This window comes from Streptomyces sp. RG80, from assembly GCF_040446465.1.
Classification (GTDB): Bacteria; Actinomycetota; Actinomycetes; order Streptomycetales; family Streptomycetaceae; genus Streptomyces.
On sequence record NZ_JBEAAJ010000008.1, the window covers coordinates 103,498 to 120,363 of the forward strand.

The 16,866-nt window shown below is 69.5% G+C and carries 16 protein-coding genes and 1 tRNA gene; 9 read left to right on the top strand and 8 right to left on the bottom strand.

Annotated features, from left to right (window positions below; genetic code table 11):
• Window positions 1–29: 29 nt before the first annotated feature.
• Window positions 30–719 carry a phosphate signaling complex protein PhoU gene (gene phoU, locus ABKA17_RS27350; RefSeq protein ID WP_353694909.1) on the bottom strand — a complete coding sequence of 230 codons (690 nt, stop codon included), beginning with the start codon at window positions 717–719 and terminating at the stop codon, window positions 30–32.
• Window positions 720–954: 235 nt separating this feature from the next.
• On the opposite strand from phoU, the gene phoR reads away from it, so the two are divergent.
• On the top strand, window positions 955–2,202 hold the full coding sequence (gene phoR / locus ABKA17_RS27355; RefSeq protein WP_353694910.1) for a two-component system sensor histidine kinase PhoR: 1,248 nt from the start codon (window positions 955–957) through the stop codon (window positions 2,200–2,202).
• 5 nt (window positions 2,203–2,207) lie between these two features.
• The gene (gene phoP, locus ABKA17_RS27360) at window positions 2,208–2,879 is read left to right on the top strand and encodes a two-component system response regulator PhoP (RefSeq protein ID WP_004000192.1); all 672 of its coding nucleotides are present in this window, start codon (window positions 2,208–2,210) and stop codon (window positions 2,877–2,879) included.
• 240 nt (window positions 2,880–3,119) lie between these two features.
• Here phoP and ABKA17_RS27365 read toward each other — a convergent pair whose 3' ends face one another.
• Window positions 3,120–3,785 carry a copper chaperone PCu(A)C domain-containing protein gene (locus tag ABKA17_RS27365; RefSeq protein WP_353694911.1) on the bottom strand — a complete coding sequence of 222 codons (666 nt, stop codon included), beginning with the start codon at window positions 3,783–3,785 and terminating at the stop codon, window positions 3,120–3,122.
• A 659-nt stretch (window positions 3,786–4,444) separates the two neighbouring features.
• On the opposite strand from ABKA17_RS27365, the gene ABKA17_RS27370 reads away from it, so the two are divergent.
• The 6 genes from ABKA17_RS27370 to ABKA17_RS27395 all read left to right on the top strand — a co-directional run bounded on the left by ABKA17_RS27370 (window position 4,445) and on the right by ABKA17_RS27395 (window position 10,794).
• The gene (locus ABKA17_RS27370; RefSeq protein WP_003953493.1) at window positions 4,445–4,927 is read left to right on the top strand and encodes a CarD family transcriptional regulator; all 483 of its coding nucleotides are present in this window, start codon (window positions 4,445–4,447) and stop codon (window positions 4,925–4,927) included.
• 299 nt (window positions 4,928–5,226) lie between these two features.
• On the top strand, window positions 5,227–5,991 hold the full coding sequence (gene ispD / locus ABKA17_RS27375) for a 2-C-methyl-D-erythritol 4-phosphate cytidylyltransferase (RefSeq protein WP_353694912.1): 765 nt from the start codon (window positions 5,227–5,229) through the stop codon (window positions 5,989–5,991).
• Window positions 5,981–6,484 (top strand): 2-C-methyl-D-erythritol 2,4-cyclodiphosphate synthase, encoded by a 504-nt coding sequence (gene ispF, locus ABKA17_RS27380; protein WP_353694913.1) that lies wholly within the window; start codon window positions 5,981–5,983, stop codon window positions 6,482–6,484. Before ispD ends, ispF begins: the two co-directional genes overlap by 11 nt.
• Before the next feature lie 77 nt (window positions 6,485–6,561).
• A complete protein-coding gene (cysS, locus tag ABKA17_RS27385; protein WP_353694914.1) occupies window positions 6,562–7,959 on the top strand; it encodes a cysteine--tRNA ligase in 1,398 nt (465 codons plus the stop codon).
• A gap of 103 nt (window positions 7,960–8,062) precedes the next feature.
• The gene (gene rlmB, locus ABKA17_RS27390; protein ID WP_353694915.1) at window positions 8,063–9,004 is read left to right on the top strand and encodes a 23S rRNA (guanosine(2251)-2'-O)-methyltransferase RlmB; all 942 of its coding nucleotides are present in this window, start codon (window positions 8,063–8,065) and stop codon (window positions 9,002–9,004) included.
• A gap of 149 nt (window positions 9,005–9,153) precedes the next feature.
• A complete protein-coding gene (locus ABKA17_RS27395; RefSeq protein ID WP_353694916.1) occupies window positions 9,154–10,794 on the top strand; it encodes a DoxX family protein in 1,641 nt (546 codons plus the stop codon).
• Between the two features lie 115 nt (window positions 10,795–10,909).
• Here the strand turns inward: ABKA17_RS27395 and ABKA17_RS27400 are convergent, their stop codons facing one another.
• The 4 genes from ABKA17_RS27400 to ABKA17_RS27415 all read right to left on the bottom strand — a co-directional run bounded on the left by ABKA17_RS27400 (window position 10,910) and on the right by ABKA17_RS27415 (window position 15,175).
• Window positions 10,910–11,641, bottom strand: coding sequence for a nucleotidyltransferase family protein (locus ABKA17_RS27400; RefSeq protein WP_353694917.1), 732 nt, complete (start codon window positions 11,639–11,641; stop codon window positions 10,910–10,912).
• Between the two features lie 155 nt (window positions 11,642–11,796).
• Window positions 11,797–12,252 carry a hypothetical protein gene (locus tag ABKA17_RS27405; protein WP_353694918.1) on the bottom strand — a complete coding sequence of 152 codons (456 nt, stop codon included), beginning with the start codon at window positions 12,250–12,252 and terminating at the stop codon, window positions 11,797–11,799.
• A gap of 214 nt (window positions 12,253–12,466) precedes the next feature.
• Window positions 12,467–13,558 carry an ABC transporter ATP-binding protein gene (locus tag ABKA17_RS27410; RefSeq protein WP_353694919.1) on the bottom strand — a complete coding sequence of 364 codons (1,092 nt, stop codon included), beginning with the start codon at window positions 13,556–13,558 and terminating at the stop codon, window positions 12,467–12,469.
• Between the two features lie 321 nt (window positions 13,559–13,879).
• On the bottom strand, window positions 13,880–15,175 hold the full coding sequence (locus tag ABKA17_RS27415; protein ID WP_353694920.1) for an RNA-guided endonuclease InsQ/TnpB family protein: 1,296 nt from the start codon (window positions 15,173–15,175) through the stop codon (window positions 13,880–13,882).
• Between the two features lie 176 nt (window positions 15,176–15,351).
• On the opposite strand from ABKA17_RS27415, the gene ABKA17_RS27420 reads away from it, so the two are divergent.
• A tRNA-Thr gene (locus ABKA17_RS27420) sits at window positions 15,352–15,425 on the top strand.
• 50 nt (window positions 15,426–15,475) lie between these two features.
• Here the strand turns inward: ABKA17_RS27420 and ABKA17_RS27425 are convergent.
• Both ABKA17_RS27425 and ABKA17_RS27430 read right to left on the bottom strand, forming a co-directional pair.
• Window positions 15,476–15,952, bottom strand: coding sequence for a GNAT family N-acetyltransferase (locus tag ABKA17_RS27425; protein ID WP_353694921.1), 477 nt, complete (start codon window positions 15,950–15,952; stop codon window positions 15,476–15,478).
• Window positions 15,949–16,839: an aminoglycoside phosphotransferase family protein gene (locus tag ABKA17_RS27430; protein ID WP_353694922.1), complete on the bottom strand. Its 891-nt coding sequence runs from the start codon at window positions 16,837–16,839 to the stop codon at window positions 15,949–15,951. Before ABKA17_RS27430 ends, ABKA17_RS27425 begins: the two co-directional genes overlap by 4 nt.
• Window positions 16,840–16,866: the final 27 nt, after the last annotated feature.

Genomic DNA, 16,866 nt, shown 5'->3' on the forward strand with positions numbered 1-16,866 from the left:
ACCTCTGCCACGCCCCTGCCACGCCCGGCTCAGACCCCCTCCACCCCTGTCGCGGGCTGGATGTCCGCCTGGAGTTCGTCCGCGTGCTCACCCGTCACCAGGTACACCACACGCTTCGCCACCGACACCGCGTGGTCGGCGAACCGCTCGTAGTAGCGGCCCAGCAGCGTCACGTCGACCGCCGTCTCGATGCCGTGCTTCCAGCGGTCGTCCAGCAGGTGCTGGAAGAGCGTGCGGTGCAGCAGGTCCATCTCGTCGTCGTCCTGCTCCAGCTGGAGCGCCAGGTCGACGTCCTTGGTGATGACGACCTCCGCCGCCTTCGCCATCAGGCGCTGCGCGAGCTGGCCCATCTCCAGGATCGTGGCGTGCAGGTCGTGCGGGATGGCGCGCTCCGGGAAGCGCAGCCGGGCGAGCTTCGCCACGTGCTGGGCGAGGTCGCCCGAGCGCTCCAGGTCCGCCGACATCCGCAGGGAGGTGACGACGATACGGAGGTCCGTGGCCACCGGCTGCTGCCTGGCCAGCAGGGCTATGGCCCGCGCCTCCAGCTCGTGCTGGAGGTCGTCCACCTTCTGGTCGGCCTCGATGACGCTCTCGGCCAGCTTCAGGTCGGAGTCGAGGATGGACGTCGTGGCGCGCCCGATCGCCGAGCCCACCAGCCGGGCCATCTCGACCAGACCGTCGCCGATCGAGTCCAGTTCCTCGTGGTACGCGTCCCGCATCAGGGGTCCCTCTCTTACGTCTGCCTCGGGGGTTCCGGGGGCCAGAACCAGCCGTCCGAAACTCCGGACAACCGGCGCTGTGAACCCCACGCTCCCACGTTCGGCCCTGTACGCGTCGAATTCCGTCACCCCAAATGAACCATCCCTGGCTCCAAGGTGAACTCTGGGCGACGAGTGTTCGAGCTCGCACCCCGATGGCTGTGGCCAGGACCGATCCCGTGCCTAACCTGGACGCATGGACGTGAACGCGGCGGTCGCCGCAGTGGCAGCGATCGCCGGAGCACTCACCGGCGTGATCGCCATGCTGGCGTTCCGCTTCAGCGAGCGGGAACAGAAGCGCCCCACCCGCACCTCGCTGCACACCGACCCGGTGCTCCCGCCGGGCGTGGACACCGTCCTGTCCGTCCTCCGTTCCTCCGCCGTCGTCCTCGACGAGGCCGACGGTGTCGTCAAGGCCAGCTCGGCCGCCTACGCCCTCGGACTGGTCCGCGGCGGCAAGCTCGCCGTCGAGCCCATGCTCCAGATGGCCCGCGACACCAGGAGAGACGGAGAGATACGACAGGTCGAACTCGACCTTCCCAGAAGGGGTACCGGACGCGGCGAGGCTCTCGCGGTCTCCGCCCGGGTGGCACCCCTCGGCTCCCGGCTGGTCCTCCTCCTGGTCGAGGACCTCACCGAGGCCCGCCGTATCGAGGCGGTCCGCCGTGACTTCGTGGCGAACGTCAGCCACGAGCTCAAGACCCCGGTCGGCGCCCTCTCCCTGCTCTCCGAGGCCGTCATGGACGCCCACGACGACCCCGAGGCCGTGACACGCTTCGCCGGCCGTATGCAGATAGAGGCGACCCGGCTCACCAACCTGGTCCAGGAGCTCATCGACCTCTCCAGGGTCCAGAACGACGACCCTCTCGAGGACGCCGAGCCGGTCCGGATCGACGAACTCGTCGCCGAGGCCATCGACCGCTGCCGCCACCAGGCCGGCACCAAGAACATCACCATGGCCGCCGGCGGCACCGCCGACCTCAGGATCTGGGGCAACCGCGGCCAGCTCGCCGCCGCGCTCGGCAACCTCGTCGAGAACGCCGTGAACTACTCCCCGGCCCGCACCCGCGTCGGCATAGCCGCCCGCCGGGTGACCGCGCCCGGCGGGGACCTCATCGAGATCGCCGTGACCGACCAGGGCATCGGCATCTCCGACAAGGACAAGGAGCGCATCTTCGAGCGCTTCTACCGCGTCGACCCGGCCCGCTCCCGCCAGACGGGCGGAACCGGCCTGGGTCTCGCGATCGTCAAGCACGTGGCCGCCTCCCACGCGGGGGAGGTCACGGTGTGGAGCTCGGAAGGCCAGGGCTCCACGTTCACCCTGCGGCTGCCGGAGGCGGGGGCTGCCCGCGACCGTGCACAACCGAACACCGACCTCGACGATGAGGACGGGCCCGACCCATCCCCGTACGAACCGCTTCCCGCCCCGGAGGTCCTTCCGTGACCCGAGTGCTTGTCGTCGAGGACGAGGAGTCCTTCTCCGACGCCCTGTCGTACATGCTCCGCAAGGAGGGCTTCGAGGTCGCGGTCGCGACCACGGGCCCCGACGGACTCGACGAGTTCGAGCGCAACGGCGCCGACCTCGTCCTCCTCGACCTGATGCTGCCCGGCCTGCCGGGCACCGAGGTCTGCCGTCAGCTGCGCGGCCGCTCCAACGTCCCCGTCATCATGGTGACCGCCAAGGACAGCGAGATCGACAAGGTCGTAGGCCTCGAAATAGGAGCCGACGACTACGTCACCAAGCCGTTCTCCTCCCGCGAGCTGGTCGCCCGCATCCGCGCGGTTCTGCGCCGCCGCGGCGAGCCGGAGGAGGTCACCCCGGCCGCCCTCGAGGCCGGCCCCGTCCGCATGGACGTCGACCGCCACGTCGTGACGGTCTCCGGCTCCAAGGTCGACCTCCCCCTCAAGGAGTTCGACCTCCTGGAGATGCTCCTGCGCAACGCCGGCCGCGTCCTGACCCGCATGCAGCTCATCGACCGCGTCTGGGGCGCCGACTACGTCGGCGACACCAAGACCCTCGACGTCCACGTCAAGCGCCTACGCGCCAAAATCGAGCCGGACCCGGGCGCGCCGCGGTACCTGGTGACGGTGCGGGGTCTGGGCTACAAGTTCGAGCCGTAGACCGGCCGGCCGGGGGCCGACGGACGGAGTCCGGCGCAGCACTTCGAAGCCCGCGTAGCGGTGCGAGGGGTGCGTCGAGGTGGGGTTCGAGCCGGACCCGGGCGCGCCCCGGTACCTGGTGACGGTGCGGGGGCTTGGATACAAGTTCGAGCCGTAAAGAACGCGGTACGTACGTGAGCGGTACGTACGAGAAAGGGCGGGGCCTCTCCAGGAGGTCCCGCCCTTCGTCGTACGGCGTTGTCAGTGCCCGGCGGCCGCGTCCGGGGCGCTCTCGCTCGCCGTGGCGGACGCCGAGGCCTCGTCGGTCGGGGTCGCCGAAGGCGAGGCCGTGCCGGTGGCCGAGCCGGTCGGGGAGGGCGACGTGCTCTCGCCCGTGCCCGGCGCCTCGGGGACCTCGGTCGGGCCCCACTTCTCGAAGTAGCTGTCGGCCGGCACCACGAAGGCGCGCAGGCTCACGTCACCGGTCTTGCTGAAGGTGAACGTGATCTTCTGCGCGTTGCCGTCCTTGACCGCCTCGCGGCTGCTCTCCAGGACCGCGGTGGCGTTGCCCTTGCCGCCGATGACGAGGGAGCCGCCGGCCGGGATGGTCAGCTTGCCCTTGCCCTTGGCGGGGGAGAGCTCGGCGGTCTTGCCGGCGCCGTCCACGGTGACGGCGTCCAGCGTCTCGGCGGTGGAGCCGCTGTTGAAGAGGGTCGCGGAGATCACGGCGGGGCCGGTGGACTCCAGGTCGGGCTGGGTGATGACCACGGCGTTCTGGATCTTGATGTCGCCGACGGAGGTGGCCGCGTTGTCCGGCTTGACCTCCAGCGTCTGGGCGTTGTTGCCGGCCGCGCACGCGGAGAGCGAGGCGATCGAGAACGCGATGGCGGCCGCCGCGAGGGCGCCGCGTCGAAGGCTGCTGCTCACGGCGGCGGCAACTCCTTGACTCGAACGGGGCGGGCGAATAAAGCCGCCCTAAGTGTCTGTCAGCGGCCTTAGGTTACCGAGCCGTTCCCGAGTCGCCGCACCCGACCCTCCCCTCAACCGGGTCGGCTTCGCCCGGCAGGGGGTAACGGCCCCGGAAGTCACCTGGCGGCCATCCGGAAGTCACTCCCTTCACGAGTGACCCGCGAGTCACTTTGAGCCCGTACTCGTCCGCCATTCACATAAGACTCCCGCAGGCTCCCGCGCATCGGATCGCAAATCTTCCGTGAAGGAATGCGCGATCGCCCACGGAATTGATCACGGGCTGATCCGGTGGCCGCACGCGATTGTGCGTGATCAATTTCGGAATCGACGCGGAAGCGACTCCCGGCACCGAACGGAGTAGCGGAAGTCGCACACTTGGAACCAGACATATGGGGACGTTCGTCTACGTTGAAGGGCCTCCGGATGTGTGTAACGTACGCGTTTCACCTCCCCCGGAGAGCCGCTCCGACCTGCGAATACCTTCTTCCGCTAGGCGTCCGCAGCACGTTCCTGTTGCTGTTGTCAAGCCCCGAGATATGCCCTGACCTGCGAAAACGCCATTCAGAACCCGCAGTTTCCGTGTTACCCTGGATAGCCACGGAAGGGGTACCTGTCACATGACGTTCAAGGTTGGCGACACCGTGGTCTATCCCCATCACGGGGCCGCGCTGATCGAGGCCATCGAAACTCGCCAGATCAAAGGCGTGGACAAGACCTACTTGGTGCTGAAGGTCGCCCAGGGTGACCTGACGGTACGTGTGCCAGCGGACAATGCGGAGTTCGTCGGCGTGCGTGATGTGGTCGGTCAGGACGGACTGGACCGGGTCTTCGAGGTGCTGCGCGCGCCGTACGCCGAGGAGCCCACGAACTGGTCGCGTCGTTACAAGGCAAATCTGGAGAAGCTCGCCTCCGGCGATGTCATCAAGGTTGCGGAAGTGGTTCGTGACCTGTGGCGTCGTGAGCGTGAGCGCGGACTTTCCGCAGGTGAGAAGCGCATGCTCGCCAAGGCCCGCCAGATCCTGGTGAGCGAGCTCGCCCTCGCGGAGAACACGAACGAGGACAAGGCCGAGGCCCTGCTCGACGAGGTCCTCGCGTCCTGACGACACACGCTGCCGCCAGGCTCGGCTCAGCACACGCTGTGTCGCATTAGCTGTGTCGCTCTAACAAAGTGCCGCGGTGCCCGATGACGTTTTACTGTCGCCGGGCGCTGCGGCATGTTCATACCCGGACACCGTACGACCGGACACCGTTCGACGGAGTGGGGTACCCCGATACTTGGCGTGCCGGGCCCGGGCAGCAGGCTCGACCGGCGTCACGGAAGGGTCCGGTCAAGGCGTCGCGCCCGGCACGCTGTCTGTCGTACCCACCTTGGCCGAGCACACAAACCTGACAGGAACCGATGTCTGACGATTCGCGCCCTTCGCTCGCGACAAGCCGTACGGAAGCCCGTACCGCCGTCGTGATCCCGGCCGCCGGCCGGGGCGTACGCCTGGGCCCGGGCGCCCCCAAGGCGCTCCGCGCGCTGAACGGCACGCCGATGCTGATCCACGCGGTCCGCGCGATGGCCGCCTCCCGCGCGGTCTCCCTGGTCGTCGTCGTGGCCCCGCCCGACGGCGCCGCCGAGGTCAAGAGCCTCCTGGACGCCCACGCCCTGCCCGAGCGCACCGACTTCGTCGTCGTCCCGGGCGGCGCCGAACGCCAGGACTCCGTCAAACTCGGCCTGGACGCCCTGCCGCCCGACCACGACATCGTCCTCGTCCACGACGCCGCCCGCCCGCTGGTCCCGGTCGACACCGTCGACGCGGTCATCGAGGCCGTACGCGAGGGAGCGACCGCGGTCGTACCCGCGCTGCCCCTCGCCGACACGGTCAAGGAGGTCGAGCCGGCCGCCGTCGCCGGTGCCCCCGAGCCCGTCGTCGCCACCCCCGAGCGGAGCCGCCTCCGCGCCGTCCAGACCCCCCAGGGCTTCGACCGCGCGACCCTGATCCGCGCCCACGAGACCGTCACCGGCAACGTCACCGACGACGCGAGCATGGTCGAGCAGCTCGGCGAGACGGTCGTCGTCGTCCCCGGCCACGAAGAGGCCTTCAAGGTCACCCGCCCCCTCGACCTCGTCCTCGCCGAGGCGGTCCTGGCCCGCAGGAGGCTCAACGATGGCTTCTGAGGACTTCACGGGCATGCCGCTGCCCCAGGTCGGCATCGGCACCGACATCCACGCCTTCGAAGAGGGCCGCGACCTGTGGTGCGCCGGCCTGAAGTGGGAGGGCGAGGGCCCCGGCCTGGCCGGCCACTCCGACGCCGACGTCGTCGCCCACGCCGCGTGCAACGCGCTCTTCTCCGCGGCGGGCCTCGGCGACCTCGGGCAGCACTTCGGCACGGGGCGCCCCGAGTGGTCCGGCGCCTCCGGCGTCGTACTGCTGACGGAGGCGGCTCGGATCGTCCGCGAGGCGGGCTTCCGGATCGGGAACATCGCGGTGCAGGTCGTAGGACCCCGCCCGAAGATCGGCAAGCGCCGCGACGAGGCCCAGAAGATCCTCTCGGAGGCGGCCGGCGCACCGGTGTCGGTGTCCGGCGCGACCACGGACGGCCTGGGCTTCCCCGGACGCGACGAGGGCCTGATGGCGGTGGCGACGGCACTGGTGGTCCGGGCGGGCTGACGGGGGACGTCACGAATACGTCCCCCTTGAGTGATACACGCGCAAGGCACTACCCACCGCCCACTACCCTTGGACCCGTGACTATTCGCCTGTACGACACCAGCGCCCGGCAGATCCGTGACTTCGCCCCGCTCACACCGGGTTGTGTCTCGATCTACCTCTGTGGCGCCACCGTGCAGGCCGCCCCGCACATCGGGCACATCCGGTCCGGGCTGAACTTCGACATCATGCGCCGCTGGTTCGAGTACCGCGGCTACGACGTCACGTTCATCCGCAACGTCACCGACATCGACGACAAGATCATCACCAAGTCGCGCGACCAGGGCCGCCCCTGGTGGTCGATCGGCTACGAGAACGAGCGGGCCTTCAACGACGGCTACCACGCCCTCGGCTGCCTCCCGCCGACCTACGAGCCGCGCGCCACCGGGCACGTCCCCGAGATGATCGAGATGATGCGCGGCCTCATCGAGCGCGGCCACGCCTACGAGGCGGACGGCAACGTCTACTTCGACGTGCGCTCCTTCCCGGGCTACCTCCAGCTCTCCAACCAGGAGCTGGACAACCTGCTCCAGCCCGCAGGGGACGGCGAGACCGGCAAGCGCGACCCCCGTGACTTCGCGCTGTGGAAGGCCACCAAGCCGGGCGAGCCCGACTGGGAGACCCCGTGGGGCCGCGGCCGGCCCGGCTGGCACCTGGAGTGCTCGGCCATGGCCCACAAGTACCTCGGCGACGCCTTCGACATCCACGGCGGCGGCCTCGACCTGATCTTCCCCCACCACGAGAACGAGATCGCCCAGGCCAAGGCCTACGGCGACGACTTCGCCGCGTACTGGGTGCACAACGCCTGGGTCACCATGAGCGGCGAGAAGATGTCGAAGTCGCTCGGCAACAGCGTCCTCGTCTCCGAGATGGTCAAGGCCTGGCGCCCGATCGTCCTGCGCTACTACCTCGGCACCCCGCACTACCGCTCGATGATCGAGTACAGCGAGGAGGCCCTGCGCGAGGCCGAGTCGGCGTTCGCGCGCATCGAGGGCTTCGTGCAGCGCGTTGTCGAGAAGGCCGGCCCCGTCGAGCCGTCCACCGAGGTACCGCCCGCCTTCGCCGAGGCCATGGACGACGACCTGGGCGTGCCCCAGGCCCTCGCCATCGTCCACACCACGGTCCGGCAGGGGAACTCCGCCCTCGCCGCCGACGACAAGGAAGCCGCCGTGGCCCGCCTCGCCGAGGTCCGCGCCATGCTCGGCGTCCTCGGCCTGGACCCGCTCGACGCGCACTGGGCCGGTGAGACCGACCGTGGCGAGGACCTGCACGGCGTGGTCGACAGCCTCGTACGCCTCGTCCTCGACCAGCGTGAATCCGCCCGGGCCCGCAAGGACTGGGCCACCGCCGACGCCATCCGCGACCAGCTCGGGCAGTCGGGCCTGAGCATCGAGGACGGCCCCCAGGGACCGCGCTGGACCCTCGGTCCGCGCTAACCCCTTTTCTTGATCGATTGTGCCGCCCGGCCTTCCGGGCGGCACACTGCATAGACGAACACATCAATTCAGTCGCATCACTTCCGTGGAGAACAGGTAGGTCATGGCCGCGAACAACCGCCGCATGTCCGGCAAGAAGGGCGCGCAGGTCGGCAGTGGCGGCCAGCGACGCAAGGGTCTCGAGGGCAAGGGCCCGACCCCGCCCGCCGAGATGCGCAAGAAGCACAAGGCGAACCGCATCGCCAACGCCAAGGCGAAGCAGGCCGCGCGCCGTCCCGCGCCGCGTGGCCGGGGTGGCAAGGGCACGTCCGAGATGGTCGTGGGCCGCAACCCCGTCGTCGAGGCGCTGCGCGAGGGCGTACCCGCGGTGACGCTGTACGTCCAGCAGTTCATCGACAACGACGAGCGCGTGCGTGAGGCGCTCCAGCTGTCGGCCGAGCGCGGTGGCATCAACCTCATGGAGGCGCCCCGCCCCGAGCTCGACCGTATGACCAACGGGCTCAACCACCAGGGCCTGGTCCTCCAGGTCCCGCCGTACGAGTACGCCCACCCCGAGGACCTCGCCAGCGCCGCCTACGACAACGGCGAGGACCCGCTGATCGTGGCGCTCGACGGCGTCACCGACCCGCGCAACCTGGGCGCCGTCGTCCGCTCGGTCTCCGCCTTCGGCGGCCACGGCGTCGTCGTCCCCGAGCGCCGCGCGGCCGGCATGACCGCCGGCGCCTGGAAGACGTCCGCCGGCACGGCCGCCCGTACGCCGGTCGCCCGCGCCACCAACCTGACGCGCGCCCTGGAGGCGTACCAGAAGGCGGGCATCGCCGTCGTCGGCCTCGCCGCCGACGGAGAGCACGAGATCGGCGAGCTCGAGGCGCTCGGCGGCCCCGTCGTCATCGTCGTCGGCAGCGAAGGCAAGGGCCTGTCCCGCCTGGTCGGCGAGACCTGCGACTACCGCGTCCGCATCCCGATGCCGGGCGGCGCCGAGTCCCTGAACGCCGGCGTCGCGGCGGGCGTCGTGCTGTACGAGGCGGCTCGCCGACGCGCCTGACGGCGGTGGGTGAGGGGTGCGGGCGCGCTTGAACAGGCGTCCGCATTGTCACCCGTACGGGGTAATCCCGGCGTCCCGGACAAGCTTGACGGGGTCCGGACACATCCGGGCAGTCAAAGCAGTGTCCTAAACACACGTCACTCGGTTAGATGAGTGTGGACACCAGAACACCCCGCACACCCACGGGGGACCGCTCGTCGGGATTCGATTCCGGATTCGACGACGCTCCCGCGCTGAGCATGGTGAAGGTGCCGAGCGATCCGGCGCAGGTCATCGTCAATCACGCCAGCTTCCGCGTGCAGTTGGGCGCGTCGACGAGACGTACTGCCCAATCCCCGCGGATCGCACGGCACTTGAGCGCCGCCGAGGACACCGCCCGGATGCCCGCCGTGGGCACCACGGCCACCGGCGCGGCCCGCCGCCGCCCCGTCGTCTGGAGCGGCAAATCAGCCCCCGACGACACCGGCGCCCACCGCCTGCTCCAAGCCGTGCGCGGCGGCGGCGTCCGCCCCGCCGACGAACCCGCCACCGACGCCGGAGCCACCCAGGTCATCCCCCGCATCGACGTCGACACGGGCTACGGCCCGGGCTACGACGACGAGTTGACCCAAACCGTCGAAACCCCCGTCGTCGGCGCCCAGCGCACCTACGACGGCGACGAACCCCGGCTGCTCCCCGACATGCGGCCCGTCGGCAGCGCCTACGACGAGGAACTCCCCTACGGCGGCGAGCAGTTCGACGAGACCGGCCGGCCCGACGAAACCGACACGACCGCCCGACGGCGCGGCGTCGACCCCGCCCGGCACGCCTACTACCCGGGCCGCCGCCTGAACCTCGGTGTCGTCCTCCTCCCGCTGCGCATCTTCCTCGGCTTCATCTCCATCTACGCTGGCATGGGCAAGCTCTGCGACCCCGTCTACTTCGACGGCGGCAAGCGCGGCTCCATGGTCAAGTGGCTCGACACCCTCCACCCCTGGGAAGTCGCCGAGCCGCTACGCCAGTTCGCCCTCGCGCACCCCATCGGCTCCGGCCTCTGCATCGCCTTCCTCCAGGTCATCGTGGGCGTCCTCACGATCTTCGGCTGCTGGCAGCGCGTCGCCGCCGCCGTCGGCGCCACCCTCTCCGCCGCCCTCCTGCTCACCGTCAGCTGGAAGAGCGTCCCCGCCTACGACGCGCCCGACATCATCTACCTCGCCGCCTGGTCCCCGCTGATCATCGCCGGCGCCCCCGTCTACTCCATCGACGGCCGCCTCGCCGGCAGCGCCTGGCGCCGCCTCGGACCCCGCTCCGACATCTGGGAACTGCGCCGCTACGTCCTGCGCCGCGGCGCCCTCGTCACCGCCATCGTCGTCGGCCTCACCCTGCTCATCGGCTCCCTCCTCGGCGGCGCCGTCCGCGACGCCGACCGCGTCATCGTCCCCGGCCCCGGCGAGGCCCCGCGCAACGAACTCCCGGGCTCCCCGCTCCCGCAGGACCCCGCCAAGCGCAAGAAGACCCCGTCGGCCTCCACCTCGCCCACCCAGGGCGCCACAGCCGGCACCGCCAGCCCCTCCGGCGCCGCCACCACCCCGGGCGCCACCCGCGACACCAGCACCACCACCCCCAGCCAGACCCAGGGCACCGGCCAGGCCCCGCCCCAGCAGTCCTCCCCGACCGGCGGCGCCCCCAGCACCAGCTCCGGACCCACCGGCGGCACCGGCTCCACCGGCGGCAACGGCGGCTCGACAGGCGGCTCGGACACCGGAGGCTCCTCCGGCGAACCGGGCCTGGTAGGCGGCCTGTTGGGGTAGATGGGCCGGTGGGAGGCATTCTCGGGCAGTAGCCACCCACCGGCTGACCTCCGACAGCGGAAGGGCCCCGTACGAAACGTACGGGGCCCTTCTCACTGCACTCACCGCACGCTTCTCAGCGCCCCAGCGCCGCCAGCTCCTTCGCCGCCTCGCTCAGGTCCTTCGCCGTGTCGATGGCCCGCCAGTACGCCCCCTGCGGGATCGGGAAGCCCGCCAGCCGCCGCTCCCGCGCCAGATGCGGGAACGTCGTCCGCTCATGGTCCCCACGCTCCGGCAGCATCCCGGCGAACTCCGGCGAGAACACATACACACCCGCGTTGATCTCGTACGTCGTCGGCGGCGCCTCGATGAAGTCCGTGACCCGGCCGAACCCGTCCGTCTTCACCGCCCCCCACGGAATCCGCGGCCGCGCCAGCGCCAGCGTCGCCACCGCGTCCCGCTCGGCATGGAAGTCCGCCATCTCACGCAGCGAGAACCGCGTCCAGATGTCACCGTTCGTCGCGTACCAGGGCCGGTCCGGATGCGGCAGATGCGCCGCCGCGTACTTCAGGCCACCACCGCGCCCCAGCGGCTCCGTCTCCACGACCGTCGTCACCTTCACCGGCAGATCCGCCGAGTCCAGCCACGTCTGCAGAACGTCGGCGAGATGGCCACAGCTGACCACCACGTCCGTCACACCCTCCTCGGCCAGCCAAGTCAGCTGATGTCCGATGATAGGCGTCCCTGTCCCGGGGATCTCCACCATCGGCTTGGGCCGGTCGTCGGTGTACGGGCGCAGCCGCGAACCCTGGCCACCGGCCAGGACGACGGCTTGGACGGGGCGGGACGCGGCGTGCGGATCGGTCATGCCCGAACTGTACGTGCCGCCCCACGCGCCCCCTCCGCCGGTGACCCCTCCCCGGCCGGCCCCGACCCACCGCAGACGGAAGAACGGCAGACGGAAGAACGGCCTCCCCTCGGTCGAGGGAAGGCCGCTACGCGGGCGTGGGAGGGCCGGGAACCTCAGTTGTGCGCGGCCGCCACACCCGTCGCGAAGGACGTGTCACACACGGGCCGGGCGTACGACTGCGCCCGTGTCGGGCCGTACACCCGCACCGCGGCACGGCCGAGCGCGCGGGCGATCGACGCACAGTGCTTGGCGAGCGACGGACGGCCGTTCACGGCCTCCTGGAGGTGGGTCAGGGCGATGCCCGGGTTCTCCTCCTGGAGCTCGGCCAGGAGCTTGTCCCGCAGGATGTCGTGCGGGGCCCGGGCCTTGGCCTTCGAGGAGGCGCCGGCGGCGGAGAGGTCGGAGGCGGTGAGCACCGAGTCCGAGGGGTTCCCCGACCAGTCGACCCGGGTGACCGCGAGGGTCCCGGAGAGCACCAGGAAGACGGGCAGGACAAGGGCGAGCGTGCGGCCGATACGGCGGGCGGGGCCCCGGCCGCGTCGCGTCTGTTGGCTAGTGGAGTGCTTCACGCGTGTGAGGGTAGCGCGGGGTGATGATTTGGCGACATTTAGTCACCGGTTCGGGGGATGGATTGGTGCCTCGAATTGGGTAAGGCGTTGACGCACGCTGCTCGAAAGGCCCGGTCTGCCGGGGTATTTGTCGACAACGAAGCGGGCCCCGCAGCTGGCTGCGGGGCCCTCTTCGTCAACCTGGGCGAATTACCCGGGATGTTCCATGCGGGGATCAGTCGGAGAGACGCGCACCCGTGGAGGTCGAGAACACGTGGGTCTCGCCCGCGCGCGGCACGACGTGCAGCGTGCTGCCCTTCTCCGGGACGTCACGGCCGCTGACGCGGACCACGAGGTCCTTGGAGTCGTCGCCGCCGACCTTGGCGGTGCCGTAGACGTACGCGTCGGCACCGAGCTCCTCGACCACGTTCACGGTGACCGCGAGGCCCTGCTCCGACTCGGGGCCGGCCACGTCGAAGTGCTCGGGGCGGACACCGACGGTCACGGTCTTGTCGGTGGCGGCGGAGAGCGCGTCACGGTCGACCGGGACGACGGAGTTGCCGAACTTCACGCCGCCGTCGGCGATCGGGACCTCGACCAGGTTCATCGCGGGAGAGCCGATGAAGCCGGCGACGAACAGGTTCGCCGGACGGTCGTACATGTTGCGCGGGGTGTCGACCTGCTGGAGCAGACCGTCCTTGAGCACCGCGACCCGGTCGCCCATCGTCATGGCCTCGACCTGGTCGTGGGTGACGTAGACGGTGGTGATGCCGAGCCGACGCTGAAGGCTGGCGATCTGCGTACGCGTGGACACACGGAGCTTGGCGTCGAGGTTCGACAGCGGCTCGTCCATGAGGAACACCTGCGGCTCACGCACGATGGCGCGACCCATGGCGACACGCTGACGCTGACCACCGGAGAGCGCCTTCGGCTTACGGCCCAGGTACTCGGTGAGGTCGAGGATCTTCGCCGCGTCCTCGACCTTCTGGCGGATCTCCGCCTTCGGCACACCGGCGATCTTGAGCGCGAAGCCCATGTTGTCGGCGACGGTCATGTGCGGGTACAGCGCGTAGTTCTGGAACACCATGGCGATGTCCCGGTCCTTCGGCGGCAGGTGCGTGACGTCACGGTCACCGATGCGGATCGCACCGCCGTTGACGTCCTCGAGCCCCGCCAGCATGCGGAGCGAGGTGGACTTGCCACAGCCGGACGGACCGACCAGAACGAGGAACTCGCCGTCCTCGATGTGGATGTCAAGACCGTCTACGGCGGGCTTCTCGGTGCCCGGGTAGATCCGGGTCGCCTTGTCGAACGAAACAGTGGCCATGGTGATGGGCCCCCTTCTACCGGCAGGAACGTGCCGGACGATCCGTTGTAGGAAGGTGGTGGTGTAGTCCACGCGAGTGAACTGGGTCAGGACGGTACCTGGCGTTTGCCTGTTCTGTCAGTAGTCCAGGGCATGTGAACTTCGCGGAAATTTTCGAGCGGGCCAGAGCTCCGCCCTTTTGGCCTTTGCCTTGGAGGCTTCCTGCTTCACCGCCCGCTGCCGGTCAGATACAACCCTGGCGAGCTGTATCTGGCTGGTCTTACATGGGCTCCACGGGCATTCCGGCCGACGGCCCGTCGGTCCGTACCGCATCTGCCGCTTTTATGCGGCCAGCAACCGCATCCCCTCGTCCCGGAGGTTCACGGCCGCATTCACATCACGATCATGGAGTGCTCCGCACCCGGTGCACATCCACCGCCGGACCGATACATCCAGCCTCGGCGCCATGACGTGACAGGCCGAGCAGCGGCGAGTCGAAGGGAAGAAGCGGTCGACGACCACCAGCGTGCGGCCGTACCACTCACACTTGTACTTCAGCTGCCGAAGCAGCTCACCCCACGACGCATCGATGATCGCCTGATTCAGCTTCGCCTTGCGCCGCCTCCCCTTACCGCGCGCCGCACGCATCAGGGTCGCTGTCGACAGGTCCTCCACCACGAGCACTTGGTTCTCGCGCACGAGACGGGTCGTCAACTGGTTCAGCATGTCCCTGCGAGCGTCACCGATAAGCGCGTAGAGGCGCGCGATCTGCTCTCTGACCTTCCCGCGGTTCTTCGACCCCTTCACCTTCCTGTGCAGCTCCCGCTGCAACCGAGCCAGCTTCTCCGCGTACCGCTTCAACAAGCGCGGATGATCGACCTTCGTACCGTCGTCAAGAGTGACCAGTGACGCCAGCCCCAGATCCAGGCCGACTATCTTCGGCTCCCGCGAACCCGGCACGAACACCGGCGGCAACGGCGCGATCCGCTCCTCCACGAGCGTGGACACGAAGTACCGACCCGCCCGATCCCGCGTCACCGACAACCGAACGGGAACCGTCCCGGCGGGCAACGCCCGAGACCACCGGATGTCCAACGGCTGCGACTGCTTGGCCAGCTTGATCAACCCCGTACCGGGCCGCTCCGGATCCTCGACCCACGTGAACCCAGTCCGGACGTAGATCGCTGTATCCCGCGACCGCCCCTTCTTCTTCCGCCGCGGATACCGCGCATCCCCCTTGAAGAACCGCTGGTACGCCTGATCGAGATGCCGCAACGACTGCTGCAACACCGTCGAGGACACCTCCTTGAGCCACGCCGTCTCCTCAGCCCGCTTCCAGCCCGTGAGCGCCCGGCACGTCTCCGCGAACCCCACATTCACCCGGTACCGCTCCCAGGCACCCGAACGCAGAGCCAGCCCCTCGTTGTAGACCCACCGACACGCACCGAACGTCCGCTTCAACTGCTCCGCCTGCTCCTCGGTCGGATAGAAGCGGAAGCGGTAGAGACGGTGGCGCGTATCGGGCTCCTTGGCGCACGCCTTCATCGGGGTCGCCTTGCGTGTGTGGTGCTTACGGCGGTCGCCGATACCGAGCACCTCGCGCTTGATGCGCTTGGCCTCCTCGCCCTCCGCCTCCATGAACCCCTCCCCGACGATCTGATCTTCGGAACAGCACGTCAGACCGATCAACGAACGGGTGCGCGCATGGTTACGCACAGTTTTGTGGCCGTGTGGAGTGGCTAACTTCGTGGCTTGGAGAAACGGGCTCTGTGTACAGTGGAGCCGCCTTCGCGCGCGGCGTTGTAGTGCGCGATGCCTCCTTAGCTCAGCTGGAACGAGCAGATCACTTGTAATGATCAGGTCGTCGGTTCGAATCCGACAGGGGGCTCTGAGTGAAAGAAGCCCAGGTCAGAGCGATTCTGACCTGGGTCTCTTCTGTTACTGCCGGCCAAGCTCCGCCAGCGCCCCGTCCGTCAGCCGGTACACCGTCCACTCGTCCTGTGCCCGCGCCCCCAGCGACTCGTAGAACGCGATCGACGGAGCGTTCCAGTCCAGTACCGACCACTCCAGCCGCTGGTAGCCCCGTTGCACGCAGATCCGGGCGAGCTCGGTCAGCAGGGCCTTGCCGTGGCCGGCGCCGCGGGCCGTGGGGAGGACGAACAGGTCCTCCAGGTAGATGCCGTGGACGCCGCGCCAGGTGGAGAAGTTCAGGAACCACAGGGCGAAGCCGACCGGTTCGCCGGTGGTGTCGTCCTCGGCGATATGGGCGTAGGCGGCCGGGTGGGGGCCGAAGAGGGCCTCGTGGAGCTGTTCCGGGGTGGCCCGGGCCTCGTCCGGGGCCTTCTCGTACTCGGCGAGTGCGCGGACGAGGGCGTGGATGACGGGGATGTCGGCGGGGGTCGCGGTGCGGATCATCGGGCGCTGTCTTTCAGTCGTCGGGCGATTTCCAGTTGTTCCGGTTCCAGCGGGCGGCCGTCCTCGATCTCCCAGAGGCAGTTCTGGAGGACGCGGCCCAGCGTCCAGGCACGCGCGCGTGCGCGGTCCAGTCCCAGTACGTCCGTCATGGCGTCGAAGCGCCAGTGCACGTCGTCGGCGTCGAAGCGGTTGTCGATCGCGGGGAGGAGGTCGAAGGCGGGGTCTCCGGCGAGGGGCTTGGGGTCGATGGCGAGCCAGGGCGCGCGGTCGGCGCCGAGGACGTTGTCGTAGTGCAGGTCCCAGTGGAGCAGTCGGTCGCCGGGCTCGTGCACGACCTCCCGTACGGCCGCGGCGCAGTCGGCGACGAGTCCGCGCGCCTGCGTGTCGGCGATCTGTTCCAGTGCCCGGGGTGTCTGTTCCAGCATGGCCGTCGCGATGTCGCCGAGTCGGCGCATGTTCTGGGGTGCCGGTCCTGAGGTCAGGTGGGCCAGGAGGCGGGCGATGACGAGGACGGCCTCGTGGGTGTCGGGGAGGTGGGAGAGCATGCGGGCGGGGTCGAGGCGTTCCAGGAGCATGGTGCCGGTGGTGGGGTCGTGGTCGAGGAGGCGGACCGCTCCGTCGCCGTTCCACGTGCGCAGGGCGACCGGTTCGCCTTCGCTCTCCTCGTCCAGGAGTTGCAGCTTCAGTACGGCCGGGGTGCGGTCGGTGCGGCGGACGACCGGGAGGACGAGGGCCGAGACGCCGTGCATGGCGGCGCCGTCGAGCCGTAGGTCCCAGCGGTCCAGGAAGTCCGTGGCTAGGTCGGGCAGCTGGGCGATGAACCCGCGTCCCGCCTCTCCGTTGTACTTCTCCTGCGCTGCCGCCAGTTCCTCCGGAATGTCGATCACGGTTCGAGGCTATCGGCGTGGGTAAAT